Source organism: Acidovorax sacchari (genome assembly GCF_042847045.1).
Taxonomy (GTDB): domain Bacteria; phylum Pseudomonadota; class Gammaproteobacteria; order Burkholderiales; family Burkholderiaceae_C; genus Paracidovorax; species Paracidovorax sacchari.
Genome location: NZ_AP035783.1, coordinates 4,213,429 through 4,232,159, shown reverse-complemented (window position 1 = coordinate 4,232,159; position 18,731 = coordinate 4,213,429). Strand labels below are relative to the sequence as shown.

Genomic DNA, 18,731 nt, shown 5'->3' with positions numbered 1-18,731 from the left:
ATTGCCCCCTGCCTCTACGACTGCTCCCGCCTTAAGCTCCCGTCTCCATAACACCAACAGTCCTGGAGACTTCCCATGCGCTTGCGCAACTGGCTTGCCGCCGCCGCCCTGGCCTGCACATCCGTCGCCGCCCTGGCCCAGCCCGCCTTCCCCTCCAAACCCATCCGCGTGGTGGTCGGCTTTCCGGCCGGCGGGCCATTGGACCAGCATGCGCGGTTGCTGACCGACAAGCTGCAGGCCGTGCTGGGCCAGCCCGTGGTGGTGGACTACAAGGCTGGCGCGGGCGGCACGGTGGGCGCGCAGGATGTGATGAAGGCGCCGCCTGACGGCCATACGCTGATGCTGGCCAATACGGGCGTGATGGTCATCAACCCGGCGCTCTACAGCAAGCTGCCTTACTCGACGCTCAAGGATTTCACGCCCATCGCGCGCACGGCGATGCAACCCCTGGCGCTGCTGGTCAATCCGAAGCTGCCGGTGCAGAACCTGCAGGAGTTCATCGCGTACGCGAAGGCGCGGCCGGGGCAGGTCAATTTCGGTTCGGCGGGCAACGGGGGCATCAGCCACCTGGTGCCAGAGATGTTCAAGACGGCCACGGGGCTGTTCATGGTGCACATCCCGTACCGCGGCAGTGCGCCGGCCTTCACCGACCTGATGGGTGGGCAGGTGCAGTTCATGGCCGAGAGCATTCCGCAGGCCGCGGCGTACCACAAGCAGGGCAAGGTGCGCGCGCTGGCCGTCACCAGCCGCGAGCGCAATCCGGCGCTGCCCGATGTGCCGACGGCGATCGAGAGCGGGCTGAAGAATTTCGAGGTGGTGGGCTTCTACGGCTTCCTGGCACCGGCCGGCACGCCCAGGGACGTGGTGGCGAAGCTCAGCAATGCGTTCGGCCAGGTCATGCAGTCGCCCGACGTGAAAAACCGCATGGTGGCGCAGGGCGCCGATCCGGCCTTCCTGGGCGCCGATGCGTTCGCCAGCTTCCTCGCGGCGGAGATGCCGCGCTGGGCCGTGGCGGTGCAGCAGTCCGGCGCCAAGCTGGACTGAACTGAACCGCAGCCCCGGCGGGCCCGCGGCGGTGGTTTACGCCGTGCCGGGCGTCGGCGTGCCGGCCGGCTCCCTGGGCTGGAGGGCGGCGGTGGCGGACAGCGGCGCCACGGCGGTGGTGGCCGGGGGCGAGAGCGCCAGGCCTGCGGCGCGCAGCGATTCGAGGATGGAAAAAAGCAGGTCGCTTTTCACGCCGCCGGCGTTGCGCGGGTTGCTCACGTAGCCGATGGCCAGGAAAGTGAGGGTGCCGCTCACGATGTCTTCCAGCGTCACGCTGGGCCCGGGGCTCTCCAGGATGCTTTCGTGCGCCTTGAAGGCGTCCAGGATCAGGGCGCGCATGCGCTGGGCGTCGGTGTCCAGCGGGGCCGGCAGGCGCAGCAGCACGCGGCCCTGCGAGCCGCCCCAGGTCATGTTGCGCACGGTCTTGGTGATGAACTCCGAGTTGGGCACGATCACGGTGGAGTGGTCGCCCAGCTGGATCTCGGTGGCACGCACGTTGATGCGGCGGATGTCGCCTTCGGTGTCGCCGAGCTTGACCCAGTCGCCCACCTTCACGGGCCGCTCTGCCAGCAGGATCAGGCCCGAGATGAAGTTCTGCACGATGGCCTGCAGCCCGAAGCCGATACCCACCGACAGCGCGCTCGCGACCCATGCGATGCGTTCCACGCTGATGCCCAGGGCCGCCAGCGCGGCCGCGATCACCATCACGCCGCCGAAGTAGCCCAGCAGGGTGGTGATGGAACTGCGCATGCCCGGCTCCAGCGTGGTGCTGGGGAAGTACCGGTCGCTCAGCCAGCGCTTGATCATGCGGATGCCGATGAAGCCCGCCACGACGACGCCCAGGGCCGTCAGCAGGGCCTGCGGCGCCAGCGCGAAGTTGCCGAGGTTCAGGCCCTGGTCCATCGCGCTGCCGCGGCGGAACAGTTCGTCCGGCCCGGTGCCGAAGGGGGCCAGCAGGGCGATGACCAGATAGAAGAACAGCACGACGCGCAGCGCGCCGGACAGCACGACCGCCGCCTGGTCGAGCAGGCCCGGGTCGATGCCCATGCCCGTGTGCAGGCGCCGCCCGAAGCCGCTGCGCGAGGAGAGCAGGGCGTCGCACAGGTCGTCCACCAGCTGGTAGAGCAGGTAGGCGGTGGCGAAGGCGACGCCGCTCCAGACCATCTGCCGTGCCAGGGCCCCGGCCAGCGCGATGTAGCCGAAGGCGACCAGCAGCACCACGGCCAGGGAGGCGATGCCGGCGCAGGCGACCAGCAGGCCGACCCAGAGCGGGCGTGGCGGCGCGGCGGACGGGGCCGGCGCGGAATCCTCGTCGCTGGCCGGCTCCTGCACCGATGCGGGCAGCGGCGCGTTGAGCTGCCGCACCGACGCGGCGACGACGGCGGCCACGAGCAGCGCGAAGAAGGCCTGGGCAGTGACTTCCGCGGCGAGGCTGGCGCCCACGGCGGCGTTGATCTCCGTCACCATGCCGCCGAGCGCCGCGATGATCGCGATCCACCAGGGGTAGGGGCTCAGCCGGCGGGCGAGGTCGTCGGGCAGCGCGGGCAGGCGCCAGGAACTGCGCTTGCGCGAGAGCAGCGCGTGCCCCAGGCCGATCGCGAAGGCCGCGAAGACCGCCATGCCCACGGCGGAGTGCCCGAGCCCGTCGAGCCGCTCGCCGAGGTTGTCGCCCGCGTCGAGCCCGCTCAGCAGCCATTGCGCGGCGGTGCCGGTGAAGATCACGTTCGCCAGGACGGAGGCCGAGGCCAGCAGTGAGCGCCGCAGCCGGCCCGCAGGCAGCTTGGCCGGCGCGAGGCGCACGAGCAGACGCTCGCCGGCCCAGTTGCCCGCCACCAGGAGCAGCAGCGCCCCCAGCAGGCTGACGAGGAAGGTCCGGCGCCGTTCGGGTTCGAGGGCGCGCTGCGCGGCCTGTTTGGCTTCGATGGCCAGGACGGACAGGCGCTCGGTGTCCGTGGGCCATGCGGCGCGCAGGTTGCGCCAGAAGGCGGCGCCCAGGGGCGAATCGGCGCGCGCGGTGAGTTCGGCCTGGAACTGCTGGCGCCGCTGGCGCAGCAGGTCGGCGCCGAGCTGTTCCGCATCGACGGCAATCAGGCGCGCGAGCTTGAGGTCCGCATCGACGGTGGCGCGCTGCTTGGCGAGGGCGCTGCGCTGCTGGACGACGTCGGGCGAGTCGGCGGGCGCGCCTTTCTCGGGGGCGGGGCCGAGTCCGGCGAGGCGGCTGTCCAGGTCCGCCAGGTCGGCCGTGCGGCGGGCCACCACCTGCTCGGCCGTGGCGCCGACGGCGTAGGCGTCGTTCACGAGCTTGCGGCCGTCGTCCTGGTCGCCGAGCTTGCGCGGGATGGCCTCCAGGCGCTTGCGCAGCTCGTCCACGGAGGGCAGCGGGGTGTCGGGATCGACGATGTCTGCCGCGGCCGCCGCCGCAGCGGCTGCGGCGGCCCGGGATGCCGCAGCGCTGCTCGCGGACGCCGGGGCGGAGGCGGGCGCCTGCGGGGCGGCCTGTGCCGTGCCGGGCGGCCAGGCCAGCAGGCATGCCGCCAGGAGGACCAGCGCCCGCACGGAGTGCGGAAGGCGCCGCAGGAAACGGGTCAGGGAAAGGGAGTGAATGGTCGCGTCCATGGCTGGACCCGCGAGGGTATCACCGCGCCGGACTGAAGAGATCCACCCGGTCGGTGATGATGCCGTCGGTGCCCAGGTCGATGAGCCGCCGGGCGGCCCATTCGTCGTTCACCGTGTAGCTGAGCGTGCGCAGGCCGCCGGCCTTCACGGCGGCGACGTGCTCCGCCGTCCAGAGCGCATGGTTGCAGACCACCGCCGCACAGCCGAGCTGGCGGGCCGTGTCCAGCCAGCCGGGCTCCAGGGTGTCCAGCAGCAGCCCGCGCGGCAGCAGGGGCGCGGCGTCGCGCGCGCCCGTGAGCGCGGCCACCTTGAAGGAGGTGAGGAGCGGCGGCACCTCGGCCTGGTGCCAGAGCCGGGCCGCCAGCGCCGCGACCGCGCGGCCGGTTTCCTCTTCGGTGCCCGGCGTGGGCTTGATCTCGATGTTCAGCAGGTAGCCGTTGGCCAGGCAGTAGCGCGCCAGGTGCTCCAGGGTCGGCAGGGGTTCGCCCGCGCAGCCGCGGGAATGCCAGCTGCCCGCGTCGAGTTGCGCGAGTTCGCCCCACGGGCGCTCGCCGGCGGTGCCCCGGCCGTTGGTGGTGCGGTCCAGGGTGGCGTCGTGCAGCAGGAAGACGACGCCGTCGCTGCTGAGCTTGGCGTCGCATTCGAACATGCGGTAGCCATGGCGCGCGCCGAGCCGGAAGGCCGCCAGGGTGTTCTCGGGGGCCAGCCGGCCCGCGCCGCGGTGGGCGATCCATCGGGGATAGGGCCAGTCGGCGGGGGTCGTGGTGGATGGGGTGGCAGTCATGGCGATGGACTATAGAACCGCTGGCGGCGGCACGTGGCGCTCAGGATGCCCGGATCGCTTCGCCGAACTTGAGCAGGTTGCCGTGGGGATCGTGCACGTAGAGTTCGCGCATGCCCCAGGGGCGCTCCACGGGCGGTGGCAACTCCAGCCCCCGCTGCGCGAATTCGGCATGCAGTGCGCGCACGTCGCCGCGCACGTAGCAGGAGGTGTTTTCGGCGATGTGGCGCTCGCCGCAGAGCCAGAAATGCAGCTCGCAGCCGTCGCGCGCGGCGATGAGGTAGTCGGCGGTGCGCAATGCGACCGTGAAGCCGAGCCGCCCGGAATAGAAGGCAGCGCTTTCCTCGAGGTCGAGGGACGCCAGCACCGGGATGGTGGCGTGCAGCGGGGCTTTGTGTTCCATGCGGGCGGTGCCGGCGCGGCTCAGAGCCGCTTGCCGGAGGCGGCGTCGAACCAGTGCAGCCGGTCCATGCGGGGCTCCACGTGGATCATGTCGCCGGGCTGGGGATGGTGGGTGCCTTCCTCGATGCGCACGATGACCGACTCGTCCCCGTTGCCCGACTGCAGGCGGCCATACACGAGGCGCTCGGCGCCCAGCAGTTCGACCGTCTCCACGCGCAGCTCCCAGCCCACGCGGGCGATGTCGATGTGCTCCGGCCGGATGCCGAGGATCGCGCCCTGCCGCCCGCCCGGGGCGTTCTTCAGCAGGTTCATGGGCGGCGAGCCGATGAAGCTCGCGACGAAGGTCGATGCAGGCGTGTGATAGACCTCCTCGGGCGTGCCGAACTGCTCCATCACGCCACCGTTCATCACGATCATGCGCTGCGCCAGCGTCATGGCCTCGACCTGGTCGTGCGTGACGAACAGGCTGGTGATGCTTAAGCTCCGGTGCAGCTTCTGGATTTCCAGGCGGGTCTGCGCGCGCAGCTTGGCGTCGAGGTTGGAGAGCGGCTCGTCGAACAGGAACACCTGGGGCTGGCGCACGATGGCGCGCCCCATGGCGACGCGCTGGCGCTGGCCGCCGGAGAGCTCGCGCGGCTTGCGTTCGAGCAGGTGGCCGAGCTCGAGGATCTTCGCGGCCTTGTCCACGCGGGCCTTGATTTCGTCCTTGGGCACCTTGGCGATCTTCAGCCCGTAGGCCATGTTCTCGAAGTTCGTCATGTGCGGGTAGAGCGCGTAGTTCTGGAACACCATGGCGATGTCGCGCTGGGCGGGTTCCAGGTTGTTGACCACGCGGTTGCCGATGGCGATCTCGCCGCCGGAGATTTCTTCCAGGCCTGCCACCATGCGCAGCAGGGTGGACTTGCCGCAGCCCGAGGGGCCGACGATGACGATGAACTCGCCGTCGGCGATTTCGGCGTTCACGCCGTGGATGACCTGGTTGGCCTTCGGGCCGTGGCCGTAGCGCTTGACGACGTTGCGCAGGGAAAGAGATGCCATGTTGCGATTGGATGCTTAGCTGGATGCGTTGGTGGAATGGGCGTTTCAGGAGATGGAGGACTACTTCTCGGTGTCCACCAGTCCTTTCACGAACCATTTCTGCATGAGGATCACCACCGCGGCGGGCGGCAGCATGGCCAGGATGGCGGTGGCCATGACGATGTTCCACTCGTTCTGCCCGTCGCCACCCGCGATCATGCGCTTGATGCCGATTACCACGGGGTACATGTCCTCGCTCGTGGTCGCCAGCAGCGGCCAGAGGTACTGGTTCCAGCCGTAGATGAACTGGATCACGAAGAGCGCGGCGATGGAGGTGCGCGACAGCGGCACCAGCACGTCCTTGAAGAAGCGCATGGGCCCGGCGCCGTCGATGCGCGCGGCCTCGACCAGTTCGTCCGGCACCGTCAGGAAGAACTGCCGGAAGAGGAAGGTGGCGGTGGCCGACGCGATCAGCGGCACCGTGAGGCCCGCGTAGCTGTTGAGCATGCCGAGGTCGGACACCACCTGGTAGGTCGGGCCGATGCGCACTTCCACGGGCAGCATCAGCGTGATGAAGATCAGCCAGAAGCACAGGCCCTTGAACGGAAAGCGGAAGTACACGATGGCGAAGGCCGACAGCAGCGAGATGGCGATCTTGCCCACCGTGATGACGATGGCCGAGACGAAGCTCACCCACATCATGCGGGCCACCGGCGCGGTGGAACCGGCCCCCTGGTCGCGCCCGAACAGGGCCGCCTTGTAGGTGTCCCAGAAGTTGGAGCCGGGCAGCAGGGGCATGGGCGCCTGCACGATTTCCTGGGCGGTGTGGGTGGAGGCGACGAACGCCAGGTAGAGCGGGAACGCCACGATGGCGATGCCCAGGATCATGATGAAGTGCGCGAGGATGCCGCGCGTGAGGCTGCGTTCGACCATTTCAGTACTGGACTTTCTTTTCAACGTAGCGGAACTGCACGACGGTGAGCGCGACCACGATCAGCATCAGCACCACGGATTGCGCCGCGGAGCCGCCCAGGTCCATGGCCTTGAAGCCATCGTAATAGACCTTGTAGACCAGGATGGCCGTGTCCTTGCCCGGGCCGCCCTGCGTGGCGGCATCGACGATGGCGAAGGTGTCGAAGAATGCATAGACCACGTTGATGACCAGCAGGAAGAAGGTGGTGGGCGAGAGCAGCGGGAACTGCACGCTCCAGAAACGCCGCCACGGGCCGGCGCCGTCGATGGCGGCGGCCTCGATCAGCGATTTGGGAATCGACTGCAGCCCCGCGAGGAAGAAGAGGAAGTTGTAGGAGATCTGCTTCCAGACCGAGGCCATCACGATCAGCGCCATGGCCTGTCCGGAGTTGAGCAGGTGGTTCCAGTCGATGCCGAATCGGCCCAGCGCGTACGAGACCACGCCCAGCGAGGGCGAGAACATGAAGACCCACAGCACGGCGGCCACGGCCGGCGCCACGGCGTAGGGCAGGATCAGCAGGGTCTTGTAGAACATGGCGCCCTTGACCACCCGGTCGGCGAACACCGCCAGCAGCAGCGACAGCACGATGCCGCTGGCCGCCACCAGCACCGAGAAGAACGCGGTGGTCTTGAACGACTCGATGTAGCCGGGATCGTCGAACAGCCGCCGGAAGTTCTCCAGCCCCACCCATTCGGTGGAGGTGCCGAAGGCATCCTGCATCTGCAGCGACTGCACCAGCGCCTGGCTGGCGGGCCAGAAGAAGAAGACCACGATGATGGCCATCTGCGGCGCGATGAGCAGCCAGGGCAGCCAGGCGGACTGGAATCGGACGCGTTTTTCCATGGCGGATGCAGTTACCTTGTGCCCGGCGTGCGCCGCCGGGCTGTCGAATGACGAAAAGACCCTCTCCGCGGGTGCGGGGAGGGCCGGTGGGGGAGGGCGGAAGCCGGACGGGCCGGGCCCGTGGGCCGTCCCGGGGCGCCGGTAATCAGCCCTTGTTGGCCTTCTGGAAGCGCTCCAGCTGTTCGTTGCCGCGCTTCACGATGGCGTCGAGCGCTTCCTTGGCGGTCTTCTTGCCGGACCACACCTGCTCGAGTTCCTCGTCCTCGATGGCGCGGATCTGCACATAGTTGCCCAGGCGGATGCCGCGGCTCTTGTCGGTCACCTTGCGGATCATCTGCGTCACGGCGACGTCGGTGCCGGGATGCTCCTTGTAGAAGCCGGACTTCTCGGTCAGTTCGTAGGCGGCGGTCGTCACGGGCAGGTAGCCGGTGCGCTTGTGGCTGGCCGACTGCACTTCAGGCGTCGAGATGAACTTGAAGAATTCGGCCACGCCCTTGTACTCGGCAGGCTTCTTGCCGGCCATCACCCAGAGGCTGGCACCGCCGATGACGGTGTTCTGCGGCGCGCCGGGCACGTCCGGGTAGTAGGGCAGGGGAGCGAGGCCGTAGGCGAACTTGGCGTTCTTGGCCACGTTGCCGTAGAAGCCCGACGACGTGTTGATCATGGCGCACTCGCCGGAGACGAAGCTCGCCTCGGGCACGTTGCCGCGGCCCTTGTACACGAACAGGCCCTGCTTGGCCATGTTCGCGAGGTTCTCGATGTGGCGTACATGCAGGGGCGAATCCACCTTCAGGCGCGCATCGAGGCCCTGCAGGCCGTTGGCCTTGCTCGCGAACTCCACGTTGTGCCAGGCCGAGAAACTCTCCACCTGCGTCCAGTTCTGCCATGCCGTGGTGAACGGGCACTTGTGGCCGGAGGCCTTGAGCTTGGCGGCGGCGTTGACCACTTCGGGCCAGGTGGCGGGCGCCTTGTCGGTGGGCAGGCCGGCCGCCTTGAAGGCGTCCTTGTTGAAATAGAAGATGGTGGTGGAGCTGTTGAACGGGAAGCTCAGCATCTGGCCGTTGGGGGCCGTGTAGTAGCCGGCCACGGCAGGGATGTAGGCCTTGGGGTCGAAGGGCGCGCCGGCGTCCTGCATCACCTTGCCCACGGGCACGACCGCGCCCTTGCTGGCCATCATGGTGGCGGTGCCCACTTCGAACACCTGCAGGATGTGCGGCGCGTTGCCGGCACGGAAGGCAGCGATCGAGGCCGTCATGGATTCGTCATACGTGCCCTTGTAGGTGGGCACGATCTTGTAGTCCTTCTGGCTCTCGTTGAACTGGCGGGCCAGGTCGTTCACCCATTCGCCGTTCACGGCCGTCATCGAGTGCCACCACTGGATCTCGGTCTGTGCCTGGGCCGAAATGCAGGCGGATGCGGCGATGGCGGCTGCCAGGGCCAGGTGCTTGGGCTGCATGAAAACTCCTCAAAGTGGCGATGCGAAAGCGGCGCATGGTATGCGCGCTACATGTCATCGGTATGTCGTTGTCGCATGGACAGGGATTTCCGCGGATCGGGAACTTCCCTGGATGAAGGACTCTGCGTGGCGGAATTGTGTCTGTTTTGTGACGGTTTTCCGGGCTCGTCCGTCGCCTGTGTGACCGGGATTCCGCGGCGCGGATCGAAAAACCCGGCAGGTACAGGGTTTCTTCTCATTGCACAATGGTCGGCTGCCTGCAAGGCGTCCGCCATGCATCCTTCCCTTCCTTACTTCTCCTTCCCGTAGTTCCATGACCAAGACATCGCTGGACAAGAGCAAGATCAAGTTCCTTCTGCTGGAGGGGGTGCACCCCTCCGCGCTCGACGTGCTGCGCGGCGCGGGCTACACCCAGATCGAGGCATTGCCGGGGGCGCTGGAAGGCGAAGAGCTGCACCGCAAGATCGCCGATGCGCATTTCCTGGGCATCCGTTCGCGCACCCAGCTCACGGCCGAGGTGTTCGCGCACGCCCACAAGCTCGTGGCCGTGGGAGCCTTCTGCATCGGCACCAACCAGATCGACCTGGAAGCGGCGCGCGAGCGTGGCATCGCCGTCTTCAATGCGCCGTACTCCAACACCCGCTCCGTGGCGGAACTGGTGCTGGCCGAGGCCATCCTGCTGCTGCGCGGCGTGCCCGAGAAAAACGCAGTGGCGCACCGCGGTGGCTGGCTCAAGAGCGCCGAGAACGCCTACGAGATCCGCGGCAAGACGCTGGGCATTGTCGGCTACGGCTCCATCGGCACGCAGCTGTCGGTGCTGGCCGAGGCGCTGGGCATGCACGTCGTCTTCCACGACGTGGTGAGCAAGCTGCCGCTGGGCAACGCGCGGCAGGCGCCGTCGCTGCAGGCCCTGCTGGCGCAGAGCGATATCGTGACCCTGCACGTGCCCGAACTGCCCTCCACGCAGTGGATGATCGGGCCGGAAGAGATCGCGGCCATGAAGCCGGGCGCGATTCTGATCAATGCGGCGCGCGGCACCGTAGTGCGCATCGAGGCGCTGGCCGAGGCGATCCGCGCCAAGAAACTGCTCGGCGCGGCCATCGACGTGTTCCCGGTGGAGCCGCGCAGCAACAAGGACGAGTTCACCTCGCCCCTGCGCGGCCTGGACAACGTCATCCTCACGCCGCACATCGGCGGCTCCACCATGGAGGCGCAGGCCAACATCGGGCTGGAGGTGGCCGAGAAGCTCGTGAAGTACAGCGACAACGGCACCTCGACCTCGTCGGTGAACTTCCCCGAGGTGGCGCTGCCCGCGCACCCGGGCAAGCACCGCATCCTGCACATCCACCGCAACGTGCCGGGGGTGCTGTCGGCCATCAACCAGGTGTTCGCCGACAACCAGATCAACATCGCCGCCCAGTACCTGCAGACCAACGAAAAGGTGGGCTACGTGGTGATCGACATCGACGCGCAGTCGTCCGAACTGGCGCAGGACAAGCTCGCGAGCGTGCCGGGCACCATCCGCAGCCGCGTCCTGTTCTGAGTGTTGGCCGGGGCGGCGCAGCTTCTCCGGCCATGGCGGGTATGGACGGGAAGATGGCTGACAATAGCTTTTTGAATCAATTGATACATTTGGTGACCAGCGGAATCTGCATCCGGGCCATCTCCAGACAACATGAATTTCTCCCACATCAAGCTCGCTCCGCGGCTGGGCTTCGCCTTCGCCGCCATGGTCGTTCTCTCTGTCTTCCTGGGGCTTTTCAGCCTGCGGCAGATGTCGCAGCTGCAGGAGCAGACCAGCACCGTGGTGGACAACAACCTGCCGTCGGTGATGATCCTGTCGGAATACCGCCGCAATCTCGACCTGATGCGGCGCGTGGAAGCCCTCCTGCTGCTGGAAACGCCCGCCAAGGAGCAGGGTGAGTACCGCGACTCGTTCGACAAGACGGCTGCCAGGTTCGAGGAACTCAACCGCACCTATGTCGAGCCCACGCTGATCGGCAGTCCCGGCGAGGCCGTGCTGGCCGCTGCCTTCAAGAAGGACCTTGCGGCCTATATTGCCGCCGCGTCGCGCATCCGCGCCTCCGCGCAGGATCCGGCCCAGCATGCGGAACTGCTGAACCACATGCTGAACACCACGCGTGGCCTGTACTTCACCACCAGCGACCAGCTCGACAAGGTGATCCAGTACAACGTGGAGCAGGCCAAGGATGCCTCGACCCTGGCGATGAAGATCCTGGGCAACGGCCGCAACTGGCTCGTGGTGACCATGGTGGCTGCCGCCGCCATCGCCGCGCTGCTGGCCGTGGTCATCGTCCGCAGCATCGTCCACCCCCTCAACCGCGCCATCGACGCGGCCCAGCAGGTGGCGGAGGGCAATCTGGCCGTCGAACTGCACGCCGATGGCCGCGACGAGGTGTCCCGGCTGCTGCGCACCCTCGTGGGCATGCGCGACACGCTGGCGCGCATCACCGGCGAGGTCCGCCGCAACGCGGAGAGCGTGGCCACGGCCAGCGCCCAGATCGCGCAGGGCAACGGGGACCTGTCCGCGCGCACGGAACAGCAGGCGGCCTCGCTCCAGCAGGCGGCGGCGTCGATGGAGCAACTGGGCTCCACCGTGCGCCAGAATGCCGAGAACGCGCGCCAGGCCAGCCAGCTGGCGGTCAGCGCGTCGGGCATCGCGAGCCAGGGCGGCGAGGTGGTCGGCGAGGTGGTCGAGACCATGAAAGGCATCAACGAGGCCTCGCGGCGCATCGGCGACATCATCGGCACCATCGACGGCATCGCCTTCCAGACGAACATCCTGGCGCTCAACGCGGCAGTGGAGGCTGCGCGCGCCGGTGAGCAGGGCCGCGGCTTCGCTGTGGTGGCGGGCGAGGTGCGCAGCCTGGCGCAGCGCAGCGCCGAGGCCGCCAAGGAAATCAAGAACCTGATCGGCAACAGCGTCGAACGGGTGGAGCAGGGCACGGCGCTGGTGGACAAGGCGGGCGCCACGATGACCGAGGTCGTCACCTCGATCCGGCGCGTGACCGACATCGTGGCGGAGATCAGCGCGGCGAGCAGCGAGCAGAGCGAAGGCGTGGCCCAGGTGGGCGCGGCGGTGACGCAGATGGACCAGGCCACGCAGCAGAACGCCGCGCTGGTGGAAGAGTCCGCGGCGGCGGCCGGCAGCCTCAACACCCAGGCGGAACAGCTGGTGCAGGCCGTGTCGTTCTTCCGCACGGCCCCCGGGGCCGAGGTGGCCCGCAGCGCACCGGTGGCCCCCCGGGCGACGGTGGCGGTCCCCGTGCCTGCGCGGGCCGCACCGGCACCAGTGCCCGTGCCTGCCGCGAAGCCCCGTGTCCCGGCCCGCGCCGCGGTCCCGAAGGCCCGGATCGGCGCCTCCACCGGCCCGGCGGTTCCGGCCGCGCCCGTGCCGGCTCCCCGCGCCGCCGCCAAAGAGGACGAGTGGGAGAGTTTCTGACGCCGGCCTGCCCGGGCGGCCGGCCGCGGTTCCGGGCCCGGGCACGCCCGGGGCCGCTGGCTTAAAATCGCGGCCCCTCCCAAGGTTGGGAGCGTCCGCGCTCCCCAGGTGATCCCCCCGATGAATGCACCCACTGAGTTGGCAGCCCTGACGCAGGCCGCCGAGCCCACTCGCCTGCGCGAGATTCCGTACAACTACACCTCGTTTTCCGACCGGGAAATCGTCATCCGGCTGCTGGGCTCCGACTCCTGGGACGTGCTGGACCAGTTGCGCCGCGAGCGGCGCACCGGGCGATCCGCCCGCATGCTGTACGAGGTGCTGGGCGACATCTGGGTCGTGCAGCGCAACCCCTACCTGCAGGACGACCTGCTGGACAACGCGGGCCGCCGCAAGATGCTGGTGGACGCGCTGCAGCACCGGCTGTCGGAGATCGGCAAGCGCCGCACGCCCGGCGAGGACGCCGAGCGCGACCGCCTGGTGGGACAGCTGGTGGAGGCCGCCCGCCGCGCCATCGCGCAGTTCGACGCCACCTTCGTGGAGGCCGCCCAGCTGCGCCGCCAGGTGCAAAAGCGCCTGGGCCGCCACACCGCCAGGGACAACATCAAGTTCGACGGCCTCTCGCGCGTGTCGCACGTGACCGATGCCACCGACTGGCGCGTCGAGTACCCGTTCGTGGTGCTCACGCCCGACACCGAGGCCGAGATGGCTGCGCTGGTCAAGGCCTGCATCGAGCTGGAACTGACCATCATCCCGCGCGGCGGCGGCACCGGCTATACCGGTGGCGCCATCCCGCTGACCTGGCGCAGCGTGGTCATCAATACCGAGAAGCTCGAGGCCATGACCGAGGTGGAGATGCGCCGCCTGCCGGGCATGGACCGCGAGGTGGGCACCATCTGGACCGAGGCCGGCGTGGTCACCCAGCGCGTGGCCGATGCGGCCGAGCGCGCGGGCTTCGTCTTCGCGGTCGATCCGACCAGCGCGGAGGCGTCCTGCATCGGCGGCAACATCGCCATGAATGCGGGCGGCAAGAAGGCCGTGCTCTGGGGCACGGCGCTGGACAACCTGGTCAGCTGGCGCATGGTGACGCCCGAGGCGCAGTGGCTGGAGGTCACACGCCTGGACCACAACATGGGCAAGATCCACGACGTGGAGACGGCCACCTTCGAGCTGCAGTATTTCGAGGCCGACGGAAAGACCCCGGTCCGCACCGAGCGGCTGGCCATCCCCGGCCGCACCTTCCGCAAGGAAGGCCTGGGCAAGGACGTGACGGACAAGTTCCTCTCCGGCCTGCCCGGCATCCAGAAGGAAGGCTGCGACGGCCTCATCACCAGCGCGCGCTGGGTGGTGCACCGCATGCCGGCGCACACGCGCACCGTGTGCCTGGAGTTCTTCGGCAATGCCAAGGACGCGGTGCCCAGCATCGTGGAAATCAAGGACTTCATGTTCGCCGAGCAGAAGCGCTCGGGCGTACTGCTCGCCGGCCTGGAACACCTGGACGACCGGTATCTCAAGGCCGTGGGCTACGCCACCAAGAGCCGCAAGCACGGCGGCGGCCTGCCCAAGATGGTGCTGTTCGGCGACATCGCGGGCGACGACGCCGATGCCGTGGCGCGCGTGACCAGCGAAGTCGTTCGCATCGCCAACTCGCGCGCGGGCGAGGGCTTCATCGCCATCAGCCCCGAGGCGCGCAAGAAGTTCTGGCTGGACCGCAAGCGCACGGCCGCCATCAGCCGCCACACCAACGCCTTCAAGATCAACGAAGACGTGGTGATCCCGCTACCGCGCATGGCCGAATACACCGACGGCATCGAGCGCATCAACATCGAACTGTCGCTGCGCAACAAGCTGCAGCTGTGCGATGCGCTGGAGGCGTTCTTCCAGCGCGGTGACCTGCCCCTGGGCCGCCAGGACGACGCGCACGAGATTCCCTCGGCTGAACTGCTGGAAGACCGCGTGGCCCAGGCCGTGGCACTGATCGGCGAAGTGCGGTCGCTCTGGAGCGGCTGGCTGCAGGGCGTGGAAGCGCTCTTCCCGCAGTTGCAGGACCACACGCTGCGCGCGAGCTGGAAGACGCAACTGCGCGAGCCGCTCGCCAAGATCTTCCCCGGCGCGTCCTTCAAGCCCATCATGGACGAGGCGCAGGCCATCCACCAGCGCGTGCTCAAGGGCCGCGTGTGGGTGGCGCTGCACATGCATGCGGGCGACGGCAACGTCCACACCAACATCCCCGTCAACAGCGACGACTACCAGATGCTGCAGACGGCCCACGAGGCCGTGGCCCGCATCATGGTGCTCGCGCGCAGCCTGGACGGTGTGATCTCGGGCGAGCACGGCATCGGCATCACCAAGCTCGAATTCCTGACCGACGACGAACTGCGGCCCTTCGCCGACTACAAGCGCCGCGTGGACCCGCAAGGCCGCTTCAACAAGGGCAAGCTGCTGCGGAGCCAGGAGCCCGCGGCCTGGACGGAGCAGGCGCCGGCGGCCGCCGCGGCCCGCGAGTCGCTGATGTTCTCGGACCTGACCAACGCCTACACGCCCAGCTTCGGGCTGATGGGGCACGAGTCGCTCATCATGCAGCAAAGCGACATCGGCGCCATCGCCGATTCGGTGAAGGACTGCCTGCGCTGCGGCAAGTGCAAGCCCGTGTGCGCCACCCATGTGCCGCGCGCCAGCCTGCTCTACAGCCCTCGCAACAAGATCCTGGCCACCTCGCTGCTGGTCGAGGCTTTCCTGTACGAGGAGCAGACGCGCCGAGGTGTCTCGATCAAGCACTGGCAGGAATTCGAGGACGTGGCCGACCACTGCACCGTCTGCCACAAGTGCTACACGCCGTGCCCGGTCAAGATCGACTTCGGCGATGTGACGATGAACATGCGCAACCTGCTGCGCAAGATGGGCAAGAAGACCTTCCGCCCGGGCAATGCGCTGGCCATGGGCATGCTCAACGCCACCAATCCGGACACCATCAAGCTGATGCGCTCGGCCATGGTGGACGTGGGCTTCAAGGCGCAGCGCATGGCCGTCGATCTGCTGCGCGGCTTCGGCCGCAAGCAGACCGCGCATCCCCCCGCCACGGTGGGTACGGCGCCGGTCAAGGAGCAGGTGATCCACTTCGTCAACAAGAAGCTGCCCGGGGGCCTGCCCAAGAAGACGGCGCGCGCGCTGCTGGACATCGAGGACAAGGACTACGTGCCCATCATCCGCAACCCGGCCGCCACCACGGCCGAGACGGAAGCGGTGTTCTATTTCCCCGGATGCGGCTCCGAGCGCCTGTTCTCGCAGGTCGGCCTGGCGACCCAGGCCATGCTCTGGCATGCCGGCGTGCAGACCGTGCTGCCACCCGGGTATCTCTGCTGCGGCTATCCCCAGCGCGGCAGCGGCCAGTTCGACAAGGCCGAGAAGATGATCACCGACAACCGGGTGCTGTTCCACCGCGTGGCCAACACGCTGAACTACCTGGACATCAAGACCGTGGTGGTGAGCTGCGGCACCTGCTACGACCAGCTGCAGGGCTACCAGTTCGACAAGATCTTCCCGGGCTGCCGCATCATCGACATCCACGAATACCTGCTCGAAAAGGGCATCCAGCTGCAGGGCAAGGGCGCCTACCTCTACCACGAGCCCTGCCACAGCCCCATGAAGCAGCAGGACGCGATGAAGACCGTGAAGGCGCTGGTGGGCGACCAGGTGGTGAAGAGCGAGCGCTGCTGCGGCGAGTCCGGCACGCTGGGCGTGACCCGGCCCGACATTTCCACCCAGGTGCGCTTCCGCAAGGAGCAGGAGATCAGGAAGGGCGAGGCCGCGCTGCGCGCCAGTGGCGCTGTCGCCCCGCAGGAGAACGTGAAGATCCTCACCAGCTGCCCCAGCTGCCTGCAGGGCCTGAACCGCTACCAGGACGATCTGCAGAACGGCCTGCTCGAAGCCGACTACATCGTCGTCGAGATGGCGCGCGAGATCCTGGGCGAGAACTGGATGCCCGAGTACGTGCAGCGCGCCAACGCGGGCGGCATCGAGCGGGTACTGGTGTGATGGCTTCCACCTGTCCCCTGTGCAGCGGCGACGGCGGCACGCTGGTCTGGCGTGGCCGGCTGATGCGCGTCGTGCATGCCGGCGAGGAGGCCGCGCGCGGCTTCCCGGCGTTCTACCGCGTCATCTGGAACACGCACGTGGCGGAGTTCTCGGACCTGTCCGACACCGAGCGCGAGCGTTGCATGGCGGCCGTGGCCGTGGTGGAGCAGGTGCTGCGAGAGCAACTGCAGCCCGCGAAGGTCAATCTCGCGGCCCTGGGCAACATGGTGCCCCACCTGCACTGGCACGTGATCGCCCGCTTCGGGTGGGACAGCCACTTTCCCGCACCCGTCTGGGCGCCGGCCCAGCGCGAGCGCGACCTGGCGCAGGAAGCCGCCGTGCAGGCACGCAGCGAAGCCATCGCGCAACTGCTGCGCGAGCGGCTGGCCCAGGCCGGGCTGGACTGAACCCGCGCGCCGGCCCGCACGCTTGCGGCGCGCGCTCAATCCGCCGCCGTCACGCGGTTGCGGCCCGCATGCTTGCTGGCATACAGCGCCCCGTCGGCGCGGGCGATCGCGGCCTCCAGCGATTCGCCGCTGCGCAGTTGCGCCACGCCCAGCGAAAGGCTCGCGGGGATGGCATGCGCCCGGTAGCGGGCTGGGCGTTCGGCCACGGTGGCGCGCATGCGCTCGGCCAGCGCCTGCGCGTCCGCCAGGCCGCACGTGGGCATCACCAGCAGGAATTCCTCGCCACCCCAGCGCGCCAGCAGGTCGCGCGCGCGGCTGCTGCGCGCCAGCAGTTCCGCCACGTGCATCAGGACCTGGTCTCCGGCCTCGTGGCCGTGGGTGTCGTTGATACGCTTGAAGTGATCGATGTCCGCGATCACCACCGCCGTCGGCTGCCCGGCCTGCCGCGCCTGCGCGATGCGTTCCTGCGCGAGGCTGGCCAGGCGCCGCCGGTTGGACAGCCCCGTGAGCGGATCGGTGGCCGCCTGGGCTTCCAGCCGGCGCTCGGCGCGCAGGACCGAACCGTAGTAGTAGCGCGCGGTGTAGGCCGCCATGGCGAACACCACGGCCACGTTGAATGCATGCGTGATCGAGAGCCCGAAGTCGTCGAGCGGCGCCTGCGCGCCGTGGCGGCGCGACAGCTCGTACATGCCGATGTAGAAGGCGAACAGCGCGAGCAGCATCACCGGGGTGATCCTGCGCCGGCCCCGGCCCACCACGATGGCGGGAATGAACATCAGCAGGTAGTAGTGGAAGCCGCTGTTCCAGCCGACCAGCCAGGTCCCGAGGAATGAATGGCCCACCACCTCGATCCAGATCAGCAACAGCGCGGCGACGTTGCGGCGCCGCCCCAGCAGCGCGTAGGCCGCCGCATACATGGCGATGCTCGCCACATTGATCCACGTCAACAGCGGCGACCCGAGCAGCAGGAAGAGCGGAATGAAGGCCGCGTCCACCGCCGCGGCCATCACCGTCACGCGCTGCGTCATCACCCAGAAGGCCTTGCGCGCCAGACGCCCCTCCTGGGCGGGATGGAGAGCGGGGATGGCGGAGGCATCGTTGCGTGGCATGGGGAGCCTGTATCGGACGGCGGCTGGTGGGACAATTCTCGTCCACGAATGTAAGAGTTGCTACCGCGGCGTTCCAGGTGCGGCGGCAGGATGAGAGGACCTCCCATGGCAGACCAGCACGCGGCCGCCGCCGCGCCGCAATCGCTCACCGTGCACGGCGCATCGCGCGTGCTCGAGATCGCTTTCGACGATGGCGCGAGCTTCCGCATTCCTTTCGAACTGCTGCGGGTGTATTCGCCCTCCGCGGAAGTGCAGGGCCATGGCCCGGGCCAGGAGGTGCTGCAGACGGGCAAGCGCGATGTGCAGATCACCGCCATCGAGCCCGTGGGCCACTACGCGATCAAGCCCGTGTTCTCCGACGGCCACCAGAGCGGGCTCTTCACCTGGCCGTACCTGTACCGGCTCGGGCGGGAGCAGGAATCGCTCTGGCAGCAGTACCTGCAGCGCCTGGCGGATGCCGGGCTCGATCGCGATGCGCCCATGCCGCCAGCACGCGGCGGCGGCAGCGGCGGGGCATGCGGCACGCACTGATCGTATGCTCTAATATTG

The 18,731-nt window shown here is 68.4% G+C and carries 14 protein-coding genes; 6 read left to right on the top strand and 8 right to left on the bottom strand.

Annotated features, from left to right (window positions below; all coding sequences use genetic code 11):
* Positions 1–75: 75 nt before the first annotated feature.
* Complete coding sequence (locus ACGHC0_RS18780; RefSeq protein ID WP_415266436.1) at positions 76–1,044, top strand: Bug family tripartite tricarboxylate transporter substrate binding protein; 969 nt, start codon at positions 76–78, stop codon at positions 1,042–1,044.
* A gap of 36 nt (positions 1,045–1,080) precedes the next feature.
* On the opposite strand, the gene ACGHC0_RS18775 is transcribed toward ACGHC0_RS18780, so the two are convergent.
* The 7 genes from ACGHC0_RS18775 to ugpB form a co-directional block, all read right to left on the bottom strand.
* Complete coding sequence (locus ACGHC0_RS18775; protein ID WP_415266435.1) at positions 1,081–3,660, bottom strand: DUF3772 domain-containing protein; 2,580 nt, start codon at positions 3,658–3,660, stop codon at positions 1,081–1,083.
* Positions 3,661–3,679: 19 nt separating this feature from the next.
* The gene (gene ugpQ / locus ACGHC0_RS18770) at positions 3,680–4,444 is read right to left on the bottom strand and encodes a glycerophosphodiester phosphodiesterase (protein ID WP_415266434.1); all 765 of its coding nucleotides are present in this window, start codon (positions 4,442–4,444) and stop codon (positions 3,680–3,682) included.
* A 40-nt stretch (positions 4,445–4,484) separates the two neighbouring features.
* The gene (locus ACGHC0_RS18765; RefSeq protein ID WP_368352409.1) at positions 4,485–4,844 is read right to left on the bottom strand and encodes a bleomycin resistance protein; all 360 of its coding nucleotides are present in this window, start codon (positions 4,842–4,844) and stop codon (positions 4,485–4,487) included.
* A gap of 20 nt (positions 4,845–4,864) precedes the next feature.
* On the bottom strand, positions 4,865–5,881 hold the full coding sequence (locus ACGHC0_RS18760) for a sn-glycerol-3-phosphate import ATP-binding protein UgpC (RefSeq protein ID WP_415266433.1): 1,017 nt from the start codon (positions 5,879–5,881) through the stop codon (positions 4,865–4,867).
* 60 nt (positions 5,882–5,941) lie between these two features.
* Complete coding sequence (gene ugpE / locus ACGHC0_RS18755) at positions 5,942–6,793, bottom strand: sn-glycerol-3-phosphate ABC transporter permease UgpE (RefSeq protein WP_208943005.1); 852 nt, start codon at positions 6,791–6,793, stop codon at positions 5,942–5,944.
* 1 nt (position 6,794) lies between these two features.
* Entirely contained in the window at positions 6,795–7,676 is an 882-nt protein-coding gene (ugpA, locus tag ACGHC0_RS18750; RefSeq protein WP_208943004.1) for a sn-glycerol-3-phosphate ABC transporter permease UgpA, read from the bottom strand.
* Between the two features lie 145 nt (positions 7,677–7,821).
* Positions 7,822–9,132 (bottom strand): sn-glycerol-3-phosphate ABC transporter substrate-binding protein UgpB, encoded by a 1,311-nt coding sequence (ugpB, locus tag ACGHC0_RS18745; protein WP_415266432.1) that lies wholly within the window; start codon positions 9,130–9,132, stop codon positions 7,822–7,824.
* A 313-nt stretch (positions 9,133–9,445) separates the two neighbouring features.
* Between ugpB and serA the strand changes: the two genes are divergently transcribed.
* From serA to ACGHC0_RS18725, 4 genes are all read left to right on the top strand, one after another.
* Complete coding sequence (gene serA, locus ACGHC0_RS18740) at positions 9,446–10,675, top strand: phosphoglycerate dehydrogenase (RefSeq protein ID WP_368352406.1); 1,230 nt, start codon at positions 9,446–9,448, stop codon at positions 10,673–10,675.
* Positions 10,676–10,807: 132 nt separating this feature from the next.
* A complete protein-coding gene (locus tag ACGHC0_RS18735; RefSeq protein ID WP_415266431.1) occupies positions 10,808–12,595 on the top strand; it encodes a methyl-accepting chemotaxis protein in 1,788 nt (595 codons plus the stop codon).
* 120 nt (positions 12,596–12,715) lie between these two features.
* Entirely contained in the window at positions 12,716–16,627 is a 3,912-nt protein-coding gene (locus tag ACGHC0_RS18730) for a DUF3683 domain-containing protein (protein ID WP_415266430.1), read from the top strand.
* A complete protein-coding gene (locus ACGHC0_RS18725) occupies positions 16,627–17,073 on the top strand; it encodes an HIT family protein (RefSeq protein ID WP_368352403.1) in 447 nt (148 codons plus the stop codon). Before ACGHC0_RS18730 ends, ACGHC0_RS18725 begins: the two co-directional genes overlap by 1 nt.
* 35 nt (positions 17,074–17,108) lie before the next feature.
* Here ACGHC0_RS18725 and ACGHC0_RS18720 read toward each other — a convergent pair whose 3' ends face one another.
* On the bottom strand, positions 17,109–18,182 hold the full coding sequence (locus ACGHC0_RS18720) for a GGDEF domain-containing protein (protein ID WP_368352402.1): 1,074 nt from the start codon (positions 18,180–18,182) through the stop codon (positions 17,109–17,111).
* A gap of 105 nt (positions 18,183–18,287) precedes the next feature.
* Here ACGHC0_RS18720 and ACGHC0_RS18715 point away from each other — a divergent pair, with 105 nt between their 5' ends.
* On the top strand, positions 18,288–18,713 hold the full coding sequence (locus ACGHC0_RS18715) for a gamma-butyrobetaine hydroxylase-like domain-containing protein (RefSeq protein ID WP_368352401.1): 426 nt from the start codon (positions 18,288–18,290) through the stop codon (positions 18,711–18,713).
* The last annotated feature ends 18 nt before the right edge of the window (positions 18,714–18,731 follow it).